The organism is Ornithinibacillus proteolyticus (assembly GCF_039581225.1).
Lineage (GTDB): Bacteria > Bacillota > Bacilli > Bacillales > Amphibacillaceae > Ornithinibacillus > Ornithinibacillus massiliensis.
This window is the reverse complement of the sequence record NZ_JBCPXV010000011.1, coordinates 22,757-41,185: the sequence shown is the minus strand read 5'-3', so window position 1 is coordinate 41,185 and position 18,429 is coordinate 22,757. Positions and strand designations below refer to the sequence as shown.

The window sequence follows — 18,429 nt, the reverse complement described above, 5'->3', positions numbered from 1 at the left end:
CCAGGAGGTGATGGATTGTGTCGCATAATGAGATTATATCGGATTGGTTTGAACAGTATGGAAATGATATCTATCATTTTTTACTATACAGGATCGGCCCAAGAGATGCTGAAGACTTGCTGCAGGAAGTCTTTATAAAAGCATTGAAGGGGTTTACGAGCTTTAAAGAAAATGCTACACCGAAAACATGGCTATTTAGTATCGCGCGAAATCTAGCCATTGATGAAACTAGGAAAAAGAAGGCCAAAAAATACGCTACTACCGTGCCACTTGATCAGGCCAATGAACCTAAAACAGAGAATTCTCCAGAAGCCATACTAGACTTAAATGAAGATACAAAGGCTATCTATGAATGCATTCAACTCTTAAAGCCTAATTACCAAGATGTGATTATTCTACGTGGAATAAAGGAACTTTCTGTACAAGAAACAGCCAATATATTGAAATGGAGTGAAAGTAAAGTAAAGTCGACACATCATCGGGCAAAAATAGCTTTACACGAAGAGTTAAGGAGGTGTTTCTCTTATGAAGAAACTAAATCACCTAGACCAGCTAGATGAACACTTACGTATGATGCCAAAGCCTAACTTAAATAAAGAAAAAGAAATGCAGATAAAGAGAACCATCTTAAATACTAGGGCAGCGAATATTAAACCGAAGAAAAAAAGAAATTATAAGGGTATAGCCGCTACAATCGGTGCATTAGCAGCAGCATTTATATTCAGCCTATTACTGTATGGAACCCTTGGGAAAGAACAGCAGTCCACCTTATTATTAACTAATTTTATAGAGGATGAGGTTTCTAAAATTAGTGGAGAGCTAAATGGTAATACCTACACCTCAGAAGAGCAAGCTATCATTAACTTGTTCTACGAGACGATGGAGGATACGGAACTAATAGAAACTCCAGCCAGCGATACTCAGTTTGCTGAAACACTAGAGGTATACAACAACCAGAATCAGCTATTAGAAGCCTTTCATTTCAGTGATTCCAATGTGGTTATGATAGATGGTAAACAGTATGAGATGGATAAAGCAGAATGGCAAAATTTCAAAGAAGTTTTCTACACCGATGAATATTTAGTAGTAGAAGAATCGGAACAGGAACCAGAAGAGCTGCCAGAGGAAAGTAAAAATGTAGAGGAATTACTAGATCAAGAGTTAGCAAAGGCACCTAGCGAACGAGATTGGGACACTATTTTAGAGCATATACAAGAAGGAGCAAATCCAGATCGTGCTCTACAGCTTGCTGCGAAAGAAAACCTAGATACAGTGGTGGAGTCATTACTTCTTGCTGGAGCTGATCCAAATAGTTTAGATGAAAATAAAGACACGCCACTAACATTGACAACTAGTACAGAAGTCGCTTCCCTGCTTATCGAACATGGAGCGAATATCGAACACCGCAATGCACGTGATTATAACGCACTAGTTCTAGCAGTTTATGGACATCAGACCGATATGGCGAAACTTTTATTAGAAGCTAATGCTAATCCTAATACAACCGTTACATCTAATAGTGATGTGACCGTGCTATGGATGGCTAGTAAATTTAATGATCAGTCCATTAAAGACCTGCTCATTCAACATGGGGCTGATTTAGTGGAAGGGTATGAATATGAAGGATGGATGGCGTCTGAGATTCCAACGCTTGAAGAAATGCTATCGGCTGATTTACTTTCTTATGCCTCGATAGGAAGATTGCCTAATTTAATGACCATTCAGCTTCCAGCGGATTCTTCCATCTTCCCGAATCAGTACGGGGAAGCGTTTGAATCATATACGGTAGATAATGGTGTGGCAGATGTTTATGGGGACCATTTATTTATTAAGTCCGACGGAGAAAATCTATATACGAAATACCGGTATGAATTAAATCCTGGTGATAATGTAACTGTAAATGATATCGAAGCGGCATTAGGGCAGCCAAGTTCCACCTATACGGATGAAGCAAACGGATTACGCTATCTATCCTATAGCTTAGATCATTATGAGCTCCGGTTTTCTTTTGATGGTACCGTAACCTATCCAAAGGAAGAAACAGCTATTTTATCACTGGAGCTACTTTACAAGCAGCCTGGTATTGTTGAACATGCAGAAACCGTATTTGATTTACTTGCAACAAGAAATATGACTGAGCTCGCTAATCATGTTCACCCTGAAAAAGGTGTTGTCCTTGCGCCATTCCTCCAGCTAAATTCAACACCAGTGACAGAAGAGCATGAACCAGTAATCTTCCAAGCTAATGAGATTCCTGGGTTATTACAGAATAAAACGGTTTATCACTGGGGAGACCATGGATCAAGCGGCTTACCGATTGATCTGTCACCTGCCGAGTACTTGGATAACTATGTTTATACCAAACAAGAGCCAGATTCTATCTTTGTCAATCAACAAAACCTAAGTGGTCCAGAGTTTTTTACCGACATTATACGAGGGAAATACCCTGATGCCCACATGGTCCAGTATTCATTCAATGAAACGATACCTGGAGATGATTTAAGCTGGCTTCAATTGACGTTAATCTTTGAACCATACAACAACGAATGGAAGTTAGTAGGAATATTGCACAATGAATGGACACCATGATGAAAATAGGAGGAAGGCTGTTGTGCCTTTCTCCTTTTCCAATTCCACATGCAACCATAATCTATCCCCACTCATTTTTAAGGTATAATGAAAGTACATCACTAGTATGGACATTGTTTTAAGTATGATAGGATTTTTTTACTTAGGAGGTAGTTATGTCCACATTCACAAATGAAGAATTGAAAAGTATTATTAAGGGAAATCCGGTTGGTGAATTTCATCCATATAACTTGGCGGAATATGACCATGAGGCAGTGAATGACTATATTTCTAGTGTAGTTGGATCAATCTCTGCAATTAAGAATCTAGCTATTGAGGCAAACTTTGATAGCTATGGAAGTGGTTATGCTTCTTATGTCGATGTATTCTGCTATAAAAAGGACGGTAGCTCTTCAGAACAAAAGGATTATGAGCTATGGATTGATGGAATTAGGGTATATATTAATCGACTTGCCCCGGTAGCTATATTCGGAGAAAGCGAGATAAAAAGAGTCTTAGAAAAGTTCCACTTCACCATTTTAGATAAGACCTATTTGAATGAACCACTTCCTTTTCAAGCAAAAATCCCAACCATTCTCGCCGATCCACCGTATAAGCTTTTTGACGCGCTATTTTATTGGGAGGACTAACAATAGGGACTTACCAGAAAGCCCCTATTGCAGTTCTTCTCTAATTTTCTTATTAATCTGTTCCAAGTCATCATATGCTACCTGCTCATCGGTAAGCTGATATTTTCCCTTTACAGCTAATATTCTTTGAACACTCTCATTTATTCGTTCTTCACTAATCTCACCATTTTCAACGGCAGACTTAATCGCCTCAATCGAACGAACGATATCGTCATATTCCTTACTAATTAAAATCACATCACTTCCAGCTTTTACAGATTGAACAGCAGCCTCTCCCGGTTCATAATGATCGACTATTGCATCCATATTCATATCATCGGTTACAATAACACCATCAAAATGTAGCTCCTCCCTTAGTAGATCCGTCATAATCGCTTTGGACATTGATGACGGAAATTCTGAGTCTAGTAAAGGAAAAAGTATATGAGCAACCATAACGACATCTACGCCTTCATCAATCGCATCGATAAATGGGATGAGCTCTAATGCATGTAACGCCTCTACACTCTTATTTATTTGAGGAAGTTCTAGATGTGAATCAACAGATGTATCCCCATGTCCTGGAAAATGCTTGACTACTGGTATAATATCATTCGCTTCCATACCCTTCATCGTCTGAATGCCAAGGGTACTTACTAAACTTGGATTATCTCCAAAGGAACGATCACCAATTACGGGATTTTTAGGATTGCTGTTCACATCGATTACTGGAGCATAGTTCATATTCATACCAAATGCGTGTAACGCTTCTGCTAATATACTTCCTATTTGGTACGACAATTTAGGATCATTCTGTAAACCAATCTCTTTATTAGTAGGCAGCTCTTCAAGGCCTGGAAGTCTAGTTACCCGGCCGCCCTCCTGATCGACAGATAAAAACAATGGAATTGGATTGCCCGAATTCGCTCGTTTAATTCCATTCACTAGCTGCAAAGACTGCGAATAGCTAGTTAAATTTTTACGAAAGAATATAATGCCACCAACCTTATAATTTTCGATTAAACGTATTGTTTCTGGTTCTGGCGTTGTCCCCTCCATCCCAGCCATAATCATCTGGCCAATTTTTTCATCAAGAGTCAACGTCTCTAATATGCTTGATTGATTACTGGTTAATTTAGTAGGGTCCATCGATAAGGAAATATGATGGAGTGCTGGATTATCCTCCTTATCTATTGGTCTTGGAAGCACCCATTTTAGTTGGTATGTATCGTTTACTTGATACACGAGAATTATTTGGTCTACTTGATCATCTTCATAATAACGTTGTTCATCTGCTTCACCTAACGAATCGATAATATCAGCAAAGCGTACGTCTGAGAGCCTATCTTCAAAGGAACGGATATCGAATATAATATCCCCACTATAGCCCAAGGCTACTTTCTTATCTGGATAATCGATATATACAGTCTCACCGGAAGGACTTGAATCAGCGGGATCTCCCCATTGATCGGTAACATCATCCAATAGTGTCTCCCCAGCAATGAAGGATACCCCGGGTAGTTTGCCTTCCTTCGCTTGTTCTTGTATTTCAGAAATGAATCGGTATATCGAACTTTGTGGATCAAGACTTTTTTCAACAGGATGATGCCTTGCCTGCTGCGCATCCTTCGCAGAAGAAGTACTTCGATTATCTGCATTATTTACGATAGCTAATGTTATGAGAAGGATTACGGTGATACCAATAATAACTAGAAATCTTTTCATTAAACACACTCCCTCTCCTTTATTCTATCCGTTGATTAGACGAAATATCCGAGAAGTGTCTTTTTCCTTTCACTATACTCGTAATCTAACAGTATTGAAATAAGGCGAAGGAATGATTATAATATTACTAGAACGTTTGGGGCATTAGCTCAGCTGGGAGAGCGTTGCAATCGACTGGGTATTTTAATAGTCCAGTTTGTTTATACCTAAACTAGTATAATTCCTTTATATATATTTTACATTTTTTTATTTCATTAGATATTCAATAGATATATTAACATTCGTTATTATTTCTATGTTTCTATCTACGAGACTCTATGAGAAGGACACAAATATCAAATTAATTCAAAAATAGTTTGGAACAATAGCTTAAATTAAAGTAAGAGAAAGATGACGTTAATTGTCGTCTTTCCCTTATATGTTTTCTACTCTCATTAACTTTAGTATACAATTCCTTAAATTCATTATTAAAGAAGAATGATGAATCAAAATCTTGATCTTTAATTTTAAGGACTAGATTTATTTGGAAATTCCCTTACCTTAGTAGTCAGGTGATCATTACATTCGTTTTTTATTAAAGAACGAGTGAACCACGCTTTTTGTACACTCCCCTTTATATCTTACTTAAATATTCTCTAATTACTGGTGCTGTTAACACTTCATCTATCGGGATGTTTAACACCACAGCAAATCTTCTTGATTCTAAATCTGATAATAATTTAGCTTCCAGATTATAGGTAAGAACTATTGTATTAGCAAGTTAAATATCGCAGCTGTTTCTATGATAGACTTCCCATTTTATCCATATACATTTTAGACCAAGAAGAGTTTAAGAGCTTATATTTCGATAGTAATTACCCATATTATTAGTTTATGTTTAATGGAATCGCCAATAAATATTGGATACAAAATTCAAATCTACTAACTATATTATTTAACCCCTTCTCTTGCTCCTTCGATATCAGCAAGTTGAGGAAAGTTTACCGTGCGGGCTTGTGTGCCAAACATTAATTTATTAGTATTACTAGAATTTTCTAAGTCTGCTAATCCAATAGTATGTCCAATTTCATGGGTAGCAATTCCATTTCTTTCTGTAAGACCATAGTTTGGCATTTTAGAATCATTATAACTTAAGTTCCACCTAGATTTGTGATTATTGAAAACATTACTGCTTACTCTTGCTATTACTGAGGTATTTGGGTCGTTATGGTGGAATATCAGGTTGTTGGAGTTACTAGAATAAGTAATATTCACTACACCTGTCATGTTCCATCTTGATACTCCGGTGCTTGTAATAGACTTATACTCAGACTTTAAATCAGATGAATATCTATATGTGTAGGATTGTGCCCCGATATGACCGTTAGAATAATTATTACAATGTACTTTCCATCCTCTTGACTCACTTCCTGAATTACAAGAACTACTTGAATGAGCAAAAACCGTATATGATTAAAGATCTTCACCTGTAATTATCTTAAATAAATCTGATGAGGTTTGTTCTGATAGCGATACATAATAACTATTATCTCGATTTATAATTTCTAATTTATCACCATTAGGTGTAACCCAAATATGATAAAATTCATTCAATTTATAATCTGGTTCATGTTCCATAGATATATCTGTATTTGTCTCCCATTTAACATTACGTAATATATCAATTATACTCTGTACGATGTCTTTGTCTTGAATTTGGTTTATTACTTCATAATTAATAGAGAATTCATCTCCCAGTCGTTCTTCAACTATAAGTGTAGAATTTTTATTGAAGTTAACAGCATTCTTCTGTTGACTACACCCAACCACTATGATTAATAAAACAATGATTAATATTATCTTTTTCAAAACAATTTCCTCCTTTGAAAGATTAATTTAACGTTACGCAAATATTCTAGCCCATTAGTTTTAACGCTTCTATGCATAATCTAAACAATTTTAATAAAGAATAAATATTCTGTAAATTAATTATAACATGAATCACCAAGAAATTTTAGAAATATTAATTCATTAATAGTAAATGCACAATTTTAAATAGCGGTTGACGTATTCTTTAAGACAAAAAATAAATATCTTGAATTTAATAACTAATCATTAGTATAGTCCTACCTCGATTCCCTAAATCTTTCAACAATTTTTAAACATCTTCAACTCCCTCTTTATCAAAACTATTGGTTGGCTCATCTAGTATTATTATGTTTGGTTTCTCCATTATTGCTTAAGCTATTCCCAATCTCTGCTTCATCCCGAGCCAGTAGTGCTTTACACATATATTTAATGCTTTTCCTCACCCTAGACTAGTAATAGTATCTACAATATCATCTTTTGATAATTCCCTTTGGATTTTAGCAAGAAATTCAAGATTCTGGAAACCAGTTGTATTTTGCAAAACGAAAATACACAAGATTGCAATTGCAATTACACAATGTTGCAACTTGACATTGAGCCTCTGCGGGCATGAGGACAAAGCCATGAAGCCAGCCGTGGCAAGGGCTGGCTTTGCCAATGAAGGTTATCATGCCCGCCTCTCAATGTAAAGTTGCAACACCAAATACCCTTGCAATACTCTGCACTTTTATTTTGCACTATACACCAGTATTATTCGGAAGGAAGCCTGGATTTTCTATTAAAGCACCAAAATTCTTTGGAAATGTCTTTTCTTTATATATATCTATGTACCATTTAACCCTTTTTGTGGTTATCAGTGTCTATAATTGAGATATTAGGAAAGTTCGACAGTCGTATTTATCAGAGAAGAAAACTAAATTAGGAATATCAATTAAAAAGATTGATAAAATGTTTGTAATAGAAAATTCGCTAACTAAAAAGGAAGCGTTAAAGGAAAAATATTGTTTATAAAGATAGGGATATTTGGATCATTTTCAAGAGATGAAGAGACACCAAAAAAAGTGACATTGATATACTTATTGAATTTCAGAGTGCAGTTGGATTTGAGTTTCTAAAAGTTAAGTTTATCATTGAAAATTTGATTGGAGTCAATGTTCATTTAGTAACTAAAGACATGTTACTACCAAGAATTCGTAAACGAGTTCTTAACAAGGTAATTTATATCGAGTAATTTAAAAACAGAATTAGTTCTAATAGGAACTTAGAATTTATAAATGTGGCTATAATTAACAGTACTGGGGAGCTCTTACTTAACTCTTTGAAACCATTAATACAGTATTTTAATTACTTTATTTTTGTCTCTTAAAGCAACGGCTTTTCATATTTCACGACCACGTGCAATACCTTAAAGGTTCACAAAAGTTCACAAAAATTTTTTCCAAAGGTAATTTTTGTATAATCATTTACCTTAAAAAGCACTATTTTAAACCATATTAACACATTTTATTAACCAAAGTTCACTGGCAGTGCAAAGGTCAGCCGTTCGAGCCCGCTATGCTCCATTACTTTTTTACTTCAAGAATCTCCCTCAGTTCCTTTAATACAAGAGTCTCCCTCACTATCCAATCATTCTTATCCAAATAAACCATCAAACTTTCATTCTGCTTAATAGCTTTATCTAGGGTTACCCACTTAAGTCTAAAAGCTTGTTCTGCCTCGTAATCATCCAATTGCTGAGCCACTTTATCATCTCGAAGTAAATCACATAGATAGTAATGAGAAGTCATTTGGAATACGGCTTCCCCATTATCGTTATCTAGTTTGCGCTCGATAACAGTACCAATTTTACGTTTAACCTGACAATGTACATAACCAGTCTCTTCTCTGACTTCCCGAATCAAGCCCTCTATGTGAATTTCTGACTTTCCAACACCACCACCAGGAAATTTATAATCCCCTAGAATTCGTATGTATTAGTAAAATCTTATTTCTTTCAACAATAACTCCTCTTAAAACGGTTCTTTTATGAATCAACTTATATTGTTCTGTTCCTTTCCCCGCTATTACTTTATGAAATACCAAAACTTCACCTCATTTTTCGTTAGAATGATGCTAAGCCCTACTATTCTATGGTATAATAGTATACAGAAAAATCAATTAATTAAAAGGAGCTATATTATGAGATAACGTACACATGCTTAACATTCCATTCGTGGCCCGCCTATATTTTCGTTCAAAACAGGCATTAAACATATAGGAGGGAAAAACAAAATGGAATTTCGTTCAATCACTTGGGACAATTTTGAGGAATGTATTCAGTTAGAACTTACAGAGGAACAGCAAGCGTATCTAGCGACTAATGTTTAGAGTCTTGCTCAGTCCTATGTTGCATTGCTACATGACACGCTTCCAGCCATGACGTATGCAATTTATAATCAGGAGAAGATGATAGGGTTTATCATGATGTATTACGATACTTCTGAAGAAAATGAGTATGGAGATGACCCTTGCTATGGCATACTGCGATTTATGATTGATCGCATTACCAAAATAAAGGTTATGGGAAAAGGGCAATCCAGAAAGCAATAGAATATCTGAAGACTTTTCCTCAGGGTGAAGCGAATGCTATTTTTATTTCTTATGGTCCAGAAAATAAGGTAGCAAGGCATCTCTATCAATCCGTTGGTTTTGTAGAGACAGGCATCATGGTAGATGGAGAAATTGTAGCAAAGCTTATCATGTAACACGAGAAAACGTTCAAGCAAATGAGCTTGAACGTTTTCTCCCTTTACTAATTATTAATAAAGCGAATAACCAATGGAATACGATATGTCTCCCCTTGATATGCTTTAACTGCAGCAATGATAGTTAGGATAAACCACACAATACCAACCACCACAATTAACAAGAATCCAATTAAGATGATCATTAAAATACTACTAACGATCGAGTAAATCGTAAAGGAAATAATAAAGTTAAAATACTCCTTCCCATGATAGTCGACAAAATCTGAACTATCCCGTTTAATTAGCCAAATTAATAAAGGACCAAGCACTGGAAACGGAAAACTTAACACGTACAATAACATGGCAAACAAGCGATCATCTTCAGTAGAACCCATCTTATCTCCTCCAACACTTTTAATTTAAACTGTTTATTATATCTTTATTTATATATAACGTGTATATACTTAATATGATTATTTTTATTTACGATACTCGAAGTTTTTTCCATAATAAAAAGGATTTAAGCCAACTTTCTCGAATATTACTTAAGAAGATATATTACAAGGGGGACAAATATGATAACAGTAAAAAAAGATTCGATTATAGAAGATTACCATGGTACAAAAGTAAGTGACCCATATAGATGGTTAGAGGATGCTAATTCTAGTGACACAGTGGAATGGAGTAACTGGATGGGAGAGCAATGTAACAACTATTTTGCCCCAATCCATACTCGCGATGCAGATAGAAAGAGATTAGAGGAACTGTGGAATTTTCCTAAATATTTTGTACCAAAGAAAATTAAGGACAAGCTATACTATCAAAAGAACGATGGACTACAAAATCAAGCCATCCTTTTCCGTAAAGACGCTGACAAGGAGACAGTCGTGCTAGATCCTAATAAACTAAGTGAAGACGGAACTGTCGCGATGACGAATTACGCCTTCAGTAAAGACGGCAAGTACTTAGCTTACGCAACCTCTACCCACGGAAGTGACTGGCAAGAGATTCGCGTCTTGGATTTAGCGACAGGTACTGATTTAGAGGACCATATCCAACATGTTAAATTTACTAGTATTATATGGTCTCCTGATAGCTCTGGATTCTTCTATAGCCGCTTTCCAGAACCAGGTAGTGTAGCACCTGAGGACGAAAGTAATTATAATAAAGTTTACTTCCATCGTATCGGGGATAAACAAGCAAGTGATCCATTAGTACATGAACAGCCAGAAGACAAAGAGCTTATGTTTTCATCCTTTATTAGTGATGATGATAAATACCTCTGTTTATATGTATTCCTAGGTACAGCTACAGAAAATCGTTTCTACTTACGACCAATTGACTCTGATGAACCTTTCACTAGGCTATTAGATAAATCAGATGCTGAATATCAATATGTGACGAATAAAGATACTACCTTTTATTTTAAAACAGATTTAAACACACCAAATGGCAAAATCATTGCCATTGATTTGGATAATCCTGACCCTTCTAACTGGGAAGAAGTAATACCCGAACAGTCTGATGTAATGGATTTTGTTATTGCTCTTCATGACAAGCTCGTAATTGGATTATTGCATAATGCTCATCATCAATTAAAGGTATATCATCTAGATGGAGCCTACGAAAATGACATCCCATTACCAATCCTTGGCTCTTTGACCGATATTTCACGTAGCAAAGAAGATAATGAGATTTACTTTGGCGTAACCTCCTTCTTAAGTCCAACCGTTGTCTATCAGTATAATCTTGATTCCGAGAAGCTTACTGTTTTTGCAGAATCAACATTGCCAATCGATACATCTGATTTTGAAACGCAGCAAATATTCTATACGTCAAAGGATGGGACAAAGGTTCCAATGTTCCTAACACATCGAAAGGACATAGAATTAAATGGTGATAATCCCGTCATTTTATACGGGTATGGTGGATTCAACATCAATATGACACCTTCTTTTAATCCTGCTATCTTACGCTGGTTAGAAAAAGGCGGCATTTACGCTGTAGCCAATCTTCGTGGAGGAACAGAATACGGAGAAGAATGGCACCGTGCTGGAATGTTAGAAAACAAGCAAAATGTATTTGATGATTTTATTGCAGCTGGTGAATGGTTAATTGAAAACAACTATACACGAAAAGAAAAGCTATCTATTATGGGTGGATCAAATGGTGGATTATTAGTTGCTGCATGTATGGTACAAAGACCAGACCTTTATGGCGCTGTTATTTGCCGTGTTCCTGTAATTGATATGCTTCGTTATCATAAATTTACTATTGGTCGCTATTGGATTCCAGAATACGGTAGTGCAGATAATCCAGAGCAGTTCCCATTCCTTTATAAATATTCACCACTTCATAATATTGAAGAGGGTGTTAAATATCCACCGGTTCTCATTGCCACTGCCGAAAGTGATGACCGTGTTGTACCAGCACATGCCAAAAAGTTTGCAGCAACCTTAATGGAAAAGGCAGACAAAGATTCTACCATTATCTTACGTCTAGAGGCTAAAGCTGGACATGGATTAGGGAAGCCAACTTCGAAGGTAATGGAAGAATGGGTAGATTTTTATGCGTTCTTAGATAAGGAATTACAGTAAAACTAAGACAAGTTAAGCTTCTTATTGGAATTAACTCCAGGAGACTCTATATCGCCACTTTGTAAGTAGCATACGTAAAAAGACTACTAGGAGCAGGGCTACTCAGAACTTTAATAGTAGCCCTCGCTAACCAGCAGTCTATAAAAAAGGATTCCTGTGCAGCTTTAGGGTATGAGCTAATCTTCTCTTCCTAAAAGGATTAAACCCCTAACACTTTAATCCATTTCCTTCTTCTTATAAACAAAGGCAGTTAAAAGCGAGAGAACGACAGCCCATGCTAGTAGAATTACTAAATTCAACCATACATCACCAAATCCTAATCCTGCTTCTACATCATAAGCGATTTCAACTAATTGGATATTGGGTAAGTACTCGATAAACGATAATGCAGGGTATTGTTCCACTAACAGTACTAACAGGGAACCAAAACCGAACAGAAAAATAATTGGTAAGAAAATAACCGATGCTTCTAAAACCGTTCTAGATAATAGCCCCATAATCGTTCCTAGCGCTAAATAAAATAACATAGAAATAACTAACGCCACAGCAATAACCGGTAGATTAGTAGGTTCATAGCCTGTAATCATAGCACATACTACAATCGCAATAATGGATAAAAAGAAGCTGACTAAGCTTTTTCCAGTAAGAATCTCTGTTAAGGAAGCCGGCGAGAGCATGAGTCCTCGCAATGTATGTTTTTCCTTTTCCTCCGCAATAACCGCACACTGAATAAACGCTGTTACGGATGCTAACGTCATGTTAATAACTAGGTAATGTAGCTCTATCGTTACTTCCCCCATATTACTATATAGAAAGGCCAAGACAATTGGCATGATAAGGACAGAACTAACATACATATTTTTAGATAGATCCTTTAAATCTTTGTTAAAAATCGCATAAATTCGTTTCCATGATAATGTCATACTAATTCCCTCCCAGTAATCTCTACGAAAATATCTCCTAATGTTGGCTCATTGGAATGAATAGAAGCAATTTCATTCTTAGACATGTAGCTATAAACCTCATCCGCCCCTTCTGCACCACCTGGAACTTGAAGGACCCTACCATCCTTTAATTCCACTATCAAGGTTCCATCTGCAAACTTCCTGCGTAATGCTTTCGGTTCATCTAATAGTTGGATTTTTCCTTTATTTAAGAATGCCACTCGATTACAAAGGGTTTCCGCTTCACTCATGTCATGTGTAGTCAAGAAGATGGTTATCCCCTTTTCATTTAAGCGACGTAACCCTTCATGAATTTGCTTAGAGTTTGCTGGATCTAATGCAGAAGTCGGCTCATCTAAGAATAACAATTCTGGTTCGTGTAATAATGTTCTTGCTAAAAGTACGCGCTGGGTCATCCCTTTGGATAGCTTGGAAACATTTTTCTTCTTTTCTTCTAGAAGGTTAACTAGATCTAACACTTCATCCATTCTTTTTTTCGGAACATCATATAATTCACAATAAAGCTTCATGTTATCTTCTATCGAAAGTCTTTGATATAAACCACTATTATCCGATAAAACGCCTATTCTTTTCCGGTAAGATCCTTTATTGAGTGCAGAATTCTTTACCCCAAAAACTTCCGCTTCACCAGAAGTTTGCAGTAGCTGACCAGTTAATATTTTTATCGTTGTAGTTTTTCCAGACCCACTTGGTCCCAAAAATCCAAACGTTTCCCCTTTTGCTACATTAAAATTTACATTTTCTAATGCCGTTTGATTCCCAAAAATCTTGGCTAAATTTTTCACTTGAATGATATTTTCCATTTTTCTCCTCCGTGATAGTTATTTTCTCTTGTACTCATAGATTATTGAAAAATAAGGGTTTCTGCACTATTTTTTCCGCGAAAAGAGCATATTTGGGATTGAATGGAGCTTATTTTAGGCCCAACATTTCATTCAGTAAGGCCATTTTTGCCTTCGAAAGTGGAATGGAGGACTTCGGTTTATCATCTAAAACTAAACTATAACTATTTCTTGTCCACGTAATAACCTCACGCACCTTTTGCAAGTTCACAATATAAGAACGATGACAACGGAAAAATCCAAACGGCTTTAACCGTTGTTCTAATTCATTCAATGTAAATACACTTGGGAATGATTCTCCTTTTATAAATACAATGGATTGACCATCATTACTTTCAATAAAATCAATCTCAGGTGGGTCAAAGAGAATGATCTTCTCATTCACCTTAGTAGGAATTTTATTAAAATTAAGAGCAACCTGACCCTCTTCTTTATCTTTAGCCTCTGATCCATCTTCCATTTGTACTTTACTTAAACCCGATTGACCTAATCGGTATACATCATTAGACATCGTAATAGCACTTTCCATATTATTGGTTAATACAAGTATCGCTTTGTCCTTTTCTTTTAATTCCTCAAGAATAGTTAGAAATACTCGTTTTGTTTCCATATCAACATTTAAATCTGGCTCTTCAAATATATACGCAATTGAATCTTGTATGAGGATAAGGGCAAAGTGAACCCGTCTTTTTTCAGAAAAAGTCAGCTGATTTATCTTTTTATTCTTTACAACCCCCAGCTGTACCACATCTAGAATGGTTTCATTGGAAAGCTCTGAACCATAAAGCTGCTTATAAAAATTAATATGATCCAATACCGTTAATCTAGGGTAAAGCCCCACTTCAAAGAAGCATATTCCTAACTTTAGCTCCGTCTCCTTCTTTTTTTTATAGATTTTCTCCCCTAATAGCGTTATTTCCCCTTTGAATATCGGCTCTTTACCAGCTAACATCTCTAATATAGCTACTCTAATATTAAGATTAGAGTGAATGACAACGACTTGTCCCTTCTCTATTTCAATTCCAAAAGCTGGAAATAGCAGCATATCCTTTTCTTGTTTTTCCAAATTATGTATAGTGAGAACACTCATGAAACCATTATCCCCCGTTTTTTCCTAGTAAAATTTCATAACAATCATCGACTTCGTTAACGAATGCACCGTCTTTTATTCTATCGGTCAAGACAGTCTTTAATTAATCTTAGCTTGACTAACCAGAATTTTCTAGTCTTTATTTGTTAATTCATGAAAAGAAGGAAGCATTTAGTAAACTAAGTGCTTCTTTTTATGTATAGTAATTAGCCCATTCTTCCCCAATAGACTCCCATCCTAGTTGTTTTCCCCATATATTAAATGGAAGACATTTTAAGGAGGAATACGAGTTGAATCAATTTTGGCCACCATATGATGATGAGAGGCAATTTAATTTACCTGGATATTTATTAGGACAATTTTTTGGCGGGTTTCCTGGAGGAGGGCAAACTGGAGGATTCTTCCCAGGTGGGCCATTCCCTGGTCAGCCTGGAGGACAATTCCCTGGTGGAGGTTTTCCCGGACAACCTGGTGGAGGGCAAGTAGGAGCTCCAACTACTCCGCCACCGGCGTTTATACCACAACAACCACAATTTCAAACATTTGCTATTGACCCTGGAGCAATTAGAGGCTGCTTATTTCGATTTACCTATATTTGGTTAGAGAACGGTAACGCCTTCTGGTTCTATCCAACATTTGTCGGAAGAAATTCCGTTGCCGGATTCAGATGGCAGTTTAATCGTTGGGTATACTTTGGCATTGACCTAGATCGTGTTGCGTCCTTCCAATGCTTCTAGGACAAATGTAATAAACAATGTCCCCTCCTTCTGCATAACCTATAGTGGAAGGAGGGATATGTATGTGGGATAGACTTGTAGGACTATATATTGCAGCAATTTTAGCAGGATTTGCGCTTGCTAACGTACCTACTTCGACCATCATTACAGAGCAAATTGCGGAAATCCTTCAACTAATAGGTGGACTTGTCATTGTTGTCTTTGCTATCGCAATAATCTACCTAGCACTTCGAGCACTCGTTAGTAAGAGTACGAATTAGTTATATTATTTATCTTATAATAAGTAAGAGGCCATATGGTCTCTTTTTCTATTTTTTATGAAACAATTACCACTTGAATTCGTAATAATAAGTGAGGGGGATTGGGATGGAATATGTATTATTACTTACTCTCATTGTAATTCTTATTGTTTATGGTCTTTTAGCTATCTTAAAGCCAGAGATTGGTTGGGAAAACTCAGAAAAATGGAAGACATTGGACGCAGAAGAAGCATCCGAGGCATATTTATGGCAGGTTCGTATTAGTGGTGTTATCAGTATATTTCTCGCGATAAGTGTACTGGCAGGCATCCTACTTAAAATATTTTACTTTTCATAAACCAAATATCTGTTTTCTTACAAAGAAAAAACCACGACCATTATGCCGTGGTTTTCTAGCTATTTTTTAGTATGTCATCTACGGTTGCTTCTACCTCTTGACGAGATATTTTTTCCTTGCCCATTTTCAACGCATGAAGGGTTCGATTAGCTAAAGCAAGTGGTATTCTGCAGAATAGAATGATGTTTTTCGTCTTAATAGACTTCATATATTCATCTGCTTTCGCTAGATTGGCAGATGCATATTCAAACATATCTTCTCTTGTCCAATTATCAGGGAAAAACTGTACACCGCGCTCTCTATCCTCATCTACATTACGCAATACATTTACAGCTTGAAGACCTCTTCCATAGCCAATTGCCAAGTCTTTATTTGTTTCCGTATTATCATACCATCGCCAAATGTCGGAAAGCATAACACCGACAAGTCCAGCAACATAGTATGTATAGTCATCTAAATCTTCTTTTGTTTTAATATTCCAGTTTTTCTCTACCCAGTCTGCCATTCCTCTCGCCATGATACTAGTTGATTCTAATACTTTATCCACAATATCTTTCGGACAGAAATGGATCCAATCCCCTAAACGCTTGGTTACCTCTGGTAAAATGGATTCATGAGGTTTAATTAATTGGTTATATGATTCGTTATTAAAGTCCCCTTTTAACAATTCACTAGTCGAACGTAATAAATATTGCTTTGAATCCGAGTCCAGCTCTTCATGATCTTCTATTTCATCAATTGCTCGCATACAAAGGTAAGCTGATGCAACCGTTTTTCGTAATGTTGGTTTCAAAATCTTTATAGGTATATAGAAAGTTCTACTAGTTTCTTTAAGCATATGCATTGCTTCTTTTTCTAATCTCGCCACGTCATTCAAGCTGGTAAATCCTCCTTAAAAAACTAAGCCTAAGTTTGTTTGTGTCAAAGGGATTCCTTGAAAGATTACACACTTTCTTAGAATCCCCATTTTTTATACGTTATATCAATCTATTCCCATTTTACTCTTAATATAACTAAAGTATAACAAACTTTTACAGAACTTGCTTCAATTTACGCGCCTACTCTACTGTGATTGATAGTCTTTGCACGACGTTTTTCCCATTTTCTGTATTTACAACTAAATCCCCTTCTAGCTCTTCACCGTTTTCACCGTATGCTTCTACCACATTGATACTTTGATTATTATCCGGTTCAAATGAAATAACTATCTCGTATTCTTCTAAGTCCTTGATTCTATCGTCTTTTTCTGGGTCTACTATATAAATAACAGCTGTTCCATCTGGATTTACTTCACTTGTCCCTTGGAATCCACTTGTAATATAATTTGGTATTTCGGCACGAGCATGAATGGTTGCCTCTTCTAGTAGATTGCTTTCAATATTAAGTACAATATAATCACCTTGTCTTTCTAATGTAGGCGTTATTCTAACATGCTTACTCCCTAAATCATCTGGAATGTTCCATTCAGGCTTTGTAATGGAGAAAGATTGTTTGGACCCATCAATTACTACAATCTGAGCAAAGGATGCCTTATCGAACATCGCTTCTTCAAAAGCGTCATAATAGATTTGAGCAAAATCACCCCTAATTCCTTCTATGTAATACTCTGCTAATTCTTCTGTATATTGGTCCCCCACCTTAAAGGTTAATTCAATATGTAATATACCTTCGTAATCGTCTGGAAGATTCGCTTCTAATTCAAAGGCACCAGATTCCTCTACTTTCCCTTGAGCGCCACCACCGATAAACGTTCCTGCCACTGGGGTTGTCATCAGTTGAAGTTTAGAACCCGGTAATAGATTAGTTGTTCCATTTACTCTCACTTTATCTCCAACAACATGGAAATCCCCTTCAAACCATACGTTTAAATCCCCTTGGTCTTCCGGAGCAGTTGTATCCTTAACTTCAAATGACACTTTTTCAGAATCTTGCTCTTCTTCCTCCTGCTCTTCTATTTTCTCCACTTCACTTGTCTTTATTTCTTCTTCACTTTCGTTACCATTTGTCTGTTCCTCTGAATTACTACATGCAGCTAAAATAACAAGTATTATAATAAGAACAATAAAGCCTTCTACTCTCATTTTCATTATCCCACTCCTATTTTG

Annotated in this window: 19 protein-coding genes and 1 pseudogene; 10 read left to right on the top strand and 10 right to left on the bottom strand. The window is 36.2% G+C overall.

Annotation, left to right across the window (positions count from 1 at the left end):
• The first annotated feature begins 17 nt into the window (after positions 1-17).
• The 3 genes from AAIB49_RS07305 to AAIB49_RS07295 all read left to right on the top strand — a co-directional run bounded on the left by AAIB49_RS07305 (position 18) and on the right by AAIB49_RS07295 (position 3,218).
• Entirely contained in the window at positions 18-560 is a 543-nt protein-coding gene (locus AAIB49_RS07305) for an RNA polymerase sigma factor (protein ID WP_339217241.1), read from the top strand.
• On the top strand, positions 526-2,589 hold the full coding sequence (locus AAIB49_RS07300; RefSeq protein ID WP_343457644.1) for an ankyrin repeat domain-containing protein: 2,064 nt from the start codon (positions 526-528) through the stop codon (positions 2,587-2,589). The genes AAIB49_RS07305 and AAIB49_RS07300 overlap by 35 nt, the downstream gene beginning before the upstream one ends.
• Positions 2,590-2,744: 155 nt before the next feature.
• Positions 2,745-3,218 (top strand): hypothetical protein, encoded by a 474-nt coding sequence (locus AAIB49_RS07295; RefSeq protein ID WP_343457643.1) that lies wholly within the window; start codon positions 2,745-2,747, stop codon positions 3,216-3,218.
• A gap of 24 nt (positions 3,219-3,242) precedes the next feature.
• On the opposite strand, the gene nagZ is transcribed toward AAIB49_RS07295, so the two are convergent.
• From nagZ to AAIB49_RS07280, 3 genes are all read right to left on the bottom strand, one after another.
• On the bottom strand, positions 3,243-4,922 hold the full coding sequence (nagZ, locus tag AAIB49_RS07290) for a beta-N-acetylhexosaminidase (protein WP_343457642.1): 1,680 nt from the start codon (positions 4,920-4,922) through the stop codon (positions 3,243-3,245).
• Positions 4,923-5,852: 930 nt separating this feature from the next.
• The gene (locus AAIB49_RS07285; RefSeq protein ID WP_343457641.1) at positions 5,853-6,188 is read right to left on the bottom strand and encodes a zinc metalloprotease; all 336 of its coding nucleotides are present in this window, start codon (positions 6,186-6,188) and stop codon (positions 5,853-5,855) included.
• Positions 6,189-6,374: 186 nt separating this feature from the next.
• Positions 6,375-6,770: a hypothetical protein gene (locus tag AAIB49_RS07280; RefSeq protein ID WP_343457640.1), complete on the bottom strand. Its 396-nt coding sequence runs from the start codon at positions 6,768-6,770 to the stop codon at positions 6,375-6,377.
• A 1,063-nt stretch (positions 6,771-7,833) separates the two neighbouring features.
• Between AAIB49_RS07280 and AAIB49_RS19975 the strand changes: the two are divergent.
• Positions 7,834-8,001, top strand: a pseudogene (locus tag AAIB49_RS19975) (nucleotidyltransferase family protein); the annotation flags it as partial.
• Positions 8,002-8,332: 331 nt separating this feature from the next.
• Here AAIB49_RS19975 and AAIB49_RS07275 read toward each other — a convergent pair.
• Complete coding sequence (locus tag AAIB49_RS07275; protein ID WP_343457639.1) at positions 8,333-8,671, bottom strand: NUDIX hydrolase; 339 nt, start codon at positions 8,669-8,671, stop codon at positions 8,333-8,335.
• A gap of 544 nt (positions 8,672-9,215) precedes the next feature.
• Here AAIB49_RS07275 and AAIB49_RS07270 point away from each other — a divergent pair.
• Together AAIB49_RS07270 and AAIB49_RS19970 are read left to right on the top strand one after the other, a co-directional pair.
• Complete coding sequence (locus AAIB49_RS07270; RefSeq protein ID WP_343457638.1) at positions 9,216-9,359, top strand: hypothetical protein; 144 nt, start codon at positions 9,216-9,218, stop codon at positions 9,357-9,359.
• Positions 9,344-9,514 carry an N-acetyltransferase gene (locus tag AAIB49_RS19970; protein ID WP_481857850.1) on the top strand — a complete coding sequence of 57 codons (171 nt, stop codon included), beginning with the start codon at positions 9,344-9,346 and terminating at the stop codon, positions 9,512-9,514. Before AAIB49_RS07270 ends, AAIB49_RS19970 begins: the two co-directional genes overlap by 16 nt.
• A 47-nt stretch (positions 9,515-9,561) precedes the next feature.
• Here the strand turns inward: AAIB49_RS19970 and AAIB49_RS07265 are convergent, their stop codons facing one another.
• Positions 9,562-9,891, bottom strand: coding sequence for a DUF4870 domain-containing protein (locus AAIB49_RS07265; RefSeq protein WP_339217245.1), 330 nt, complete (start codon positions 9,889-9,891; stop codon positions 9,562-9,564).
• 180 nt (positions 9,892-10,071) lie between these two features.
• On the opposite strand from AAIB49_RS07265, the gene AAIB49_RS07260 reads away from it, so the two are divergent.
• A complete protein-coding gene (locus tag AAIB49_RS07260) occupies positions 10,072-12,093 on the top strand; it encodes a prolyl oligopeptidase family serine peptidase (protein ID WP_339217247.1) in 2,022 nt (673 codons plus the stop codon).
• Positions 12,094-12,308: 215 nt separating this feature from the next.
• On the opposite strand, the gene AAIB49_RS07255 is transcribed toward AAIB49_RS07260, so the two are convergent.
• The 3 genes from AAIB49_RS07255 to AAIB49_RS07245 all read right to left on the bottom strand — a co-directional run bounded on the left by AAIB49_RS07255 (position 12,309) and on the right by AAIB49_RS07245 (position 14,990).
• A complete protein-coding gene (locus AAIB49_RS07255) occupies positions 12,309-13,016 on the bottom strand; it encodes an ABC transporter permease (RefSeq protein WP_186869561.1) in 708 nt (235 codons plus the stop codon).
• Positions 13,013-13,861: an ABC transporter ATP-binding protein gene (locus AAIB49_RS07250; RefSeq protein WP_343457637.1), complete on the bottom strand. Its 849-nt coding sequence runs from the start codon at positions 13,859-13,861 to the stop codon at positions 13,013-13,015. The genes AAIB49_RS07255 and AAIB49_RS07250 overlap by 4 nt, the downstream gene beginning before the upstream one ends.
• A gap of 109 nt (positions 13,862-13,970) precedes the next feature.
• Positions 13,971-14,990: a LytTR family transcriptional regulator DNA-binding domain-containing protein gene (locus AAIB49_RS07245; protein WP_343457636.1), complete on the bottom strand. Its 1,020-nt coding sequence runs from the start codon at positions 14,988-14,990 to the stop codon at positions 13,971-13,973.
• Between the two features lie 290 nt (positions 14,991-15,280).
• Between AAIB49_RS07245 and AAIB49_RS07240 the strand changes: the two genes are divergently transcribed.
• The 3 genes from AAIB49_RS07240 (at position 15,281) to AAIB49_RS07230 (ending at position 16,324) form a co-directional block, all read left to right on the top strand.
• Complete coding sequence (locus AAIB49_RS07240) at positions 15,281-15,727, top strand: hypothetical protein (protein ID WP_343457635.1); 447 nt, start codon at positions 15,281-15,283, stop codon at positions 15,725-15,727.
• Positions 15,728-15,789: 62 nt separating this feature from the next.
• Positions 15,790-15,987: a hypothetical protein gene (locus AAIB49_RS07235; protein ID WP_186869557.1), complete on the top strand. Its 198-nt coding sequence runs from the start codon at positions 15,790-15,792 to the stop codon at positions 15,985-15,987.
• A gap of 106 nt (positions 15,988-16,093) precedes the next feature.
• A complete protein-coding gene (locus AAIB49_RS07230) occupies positions 16,094-16,324 on the top strand; it encodes a DUF6199 family natural product biosynthesis protein (RefSeq protein ID WP_186869556.1) in 231 nt (76 codons plus the stop codon).
• A gap of 55 nt (positions 16,325-16,379) precedes the next feature.
• Here the strand turns inward: AAIB49_RS07230 and AAIB49_RS07225 are convergent, their stop codons facing one another.
• Positions 16,380-17,168 carry a squalene/phytoene synthase family protein gene (locus tag AAIB49_RS07225; RefSeq protein ID WP_425516496.1) on the bottom strand — a complete coding sequence of 263 codons (789 nt, stop codon included), beginning with the start codon at positions 17,166-17,168 and terminating at the stop codon, positions 16,380-16,382.
• Positions 17,169-17,382: 214 nt separating this feature from the next.
• Positions 17,383-18,411, bottom strand: a complete 1,029-nt coding sequence (locus AAIB49_RS07220; protein ID WP_186869554.1) for a hypothetical protein — start codon at positions 18,409-18,411, stop codon at positions 17,383-17,385.
• Between the last annotated feature and the right edge of the window lie 18 nt (positions 18,412-18,429).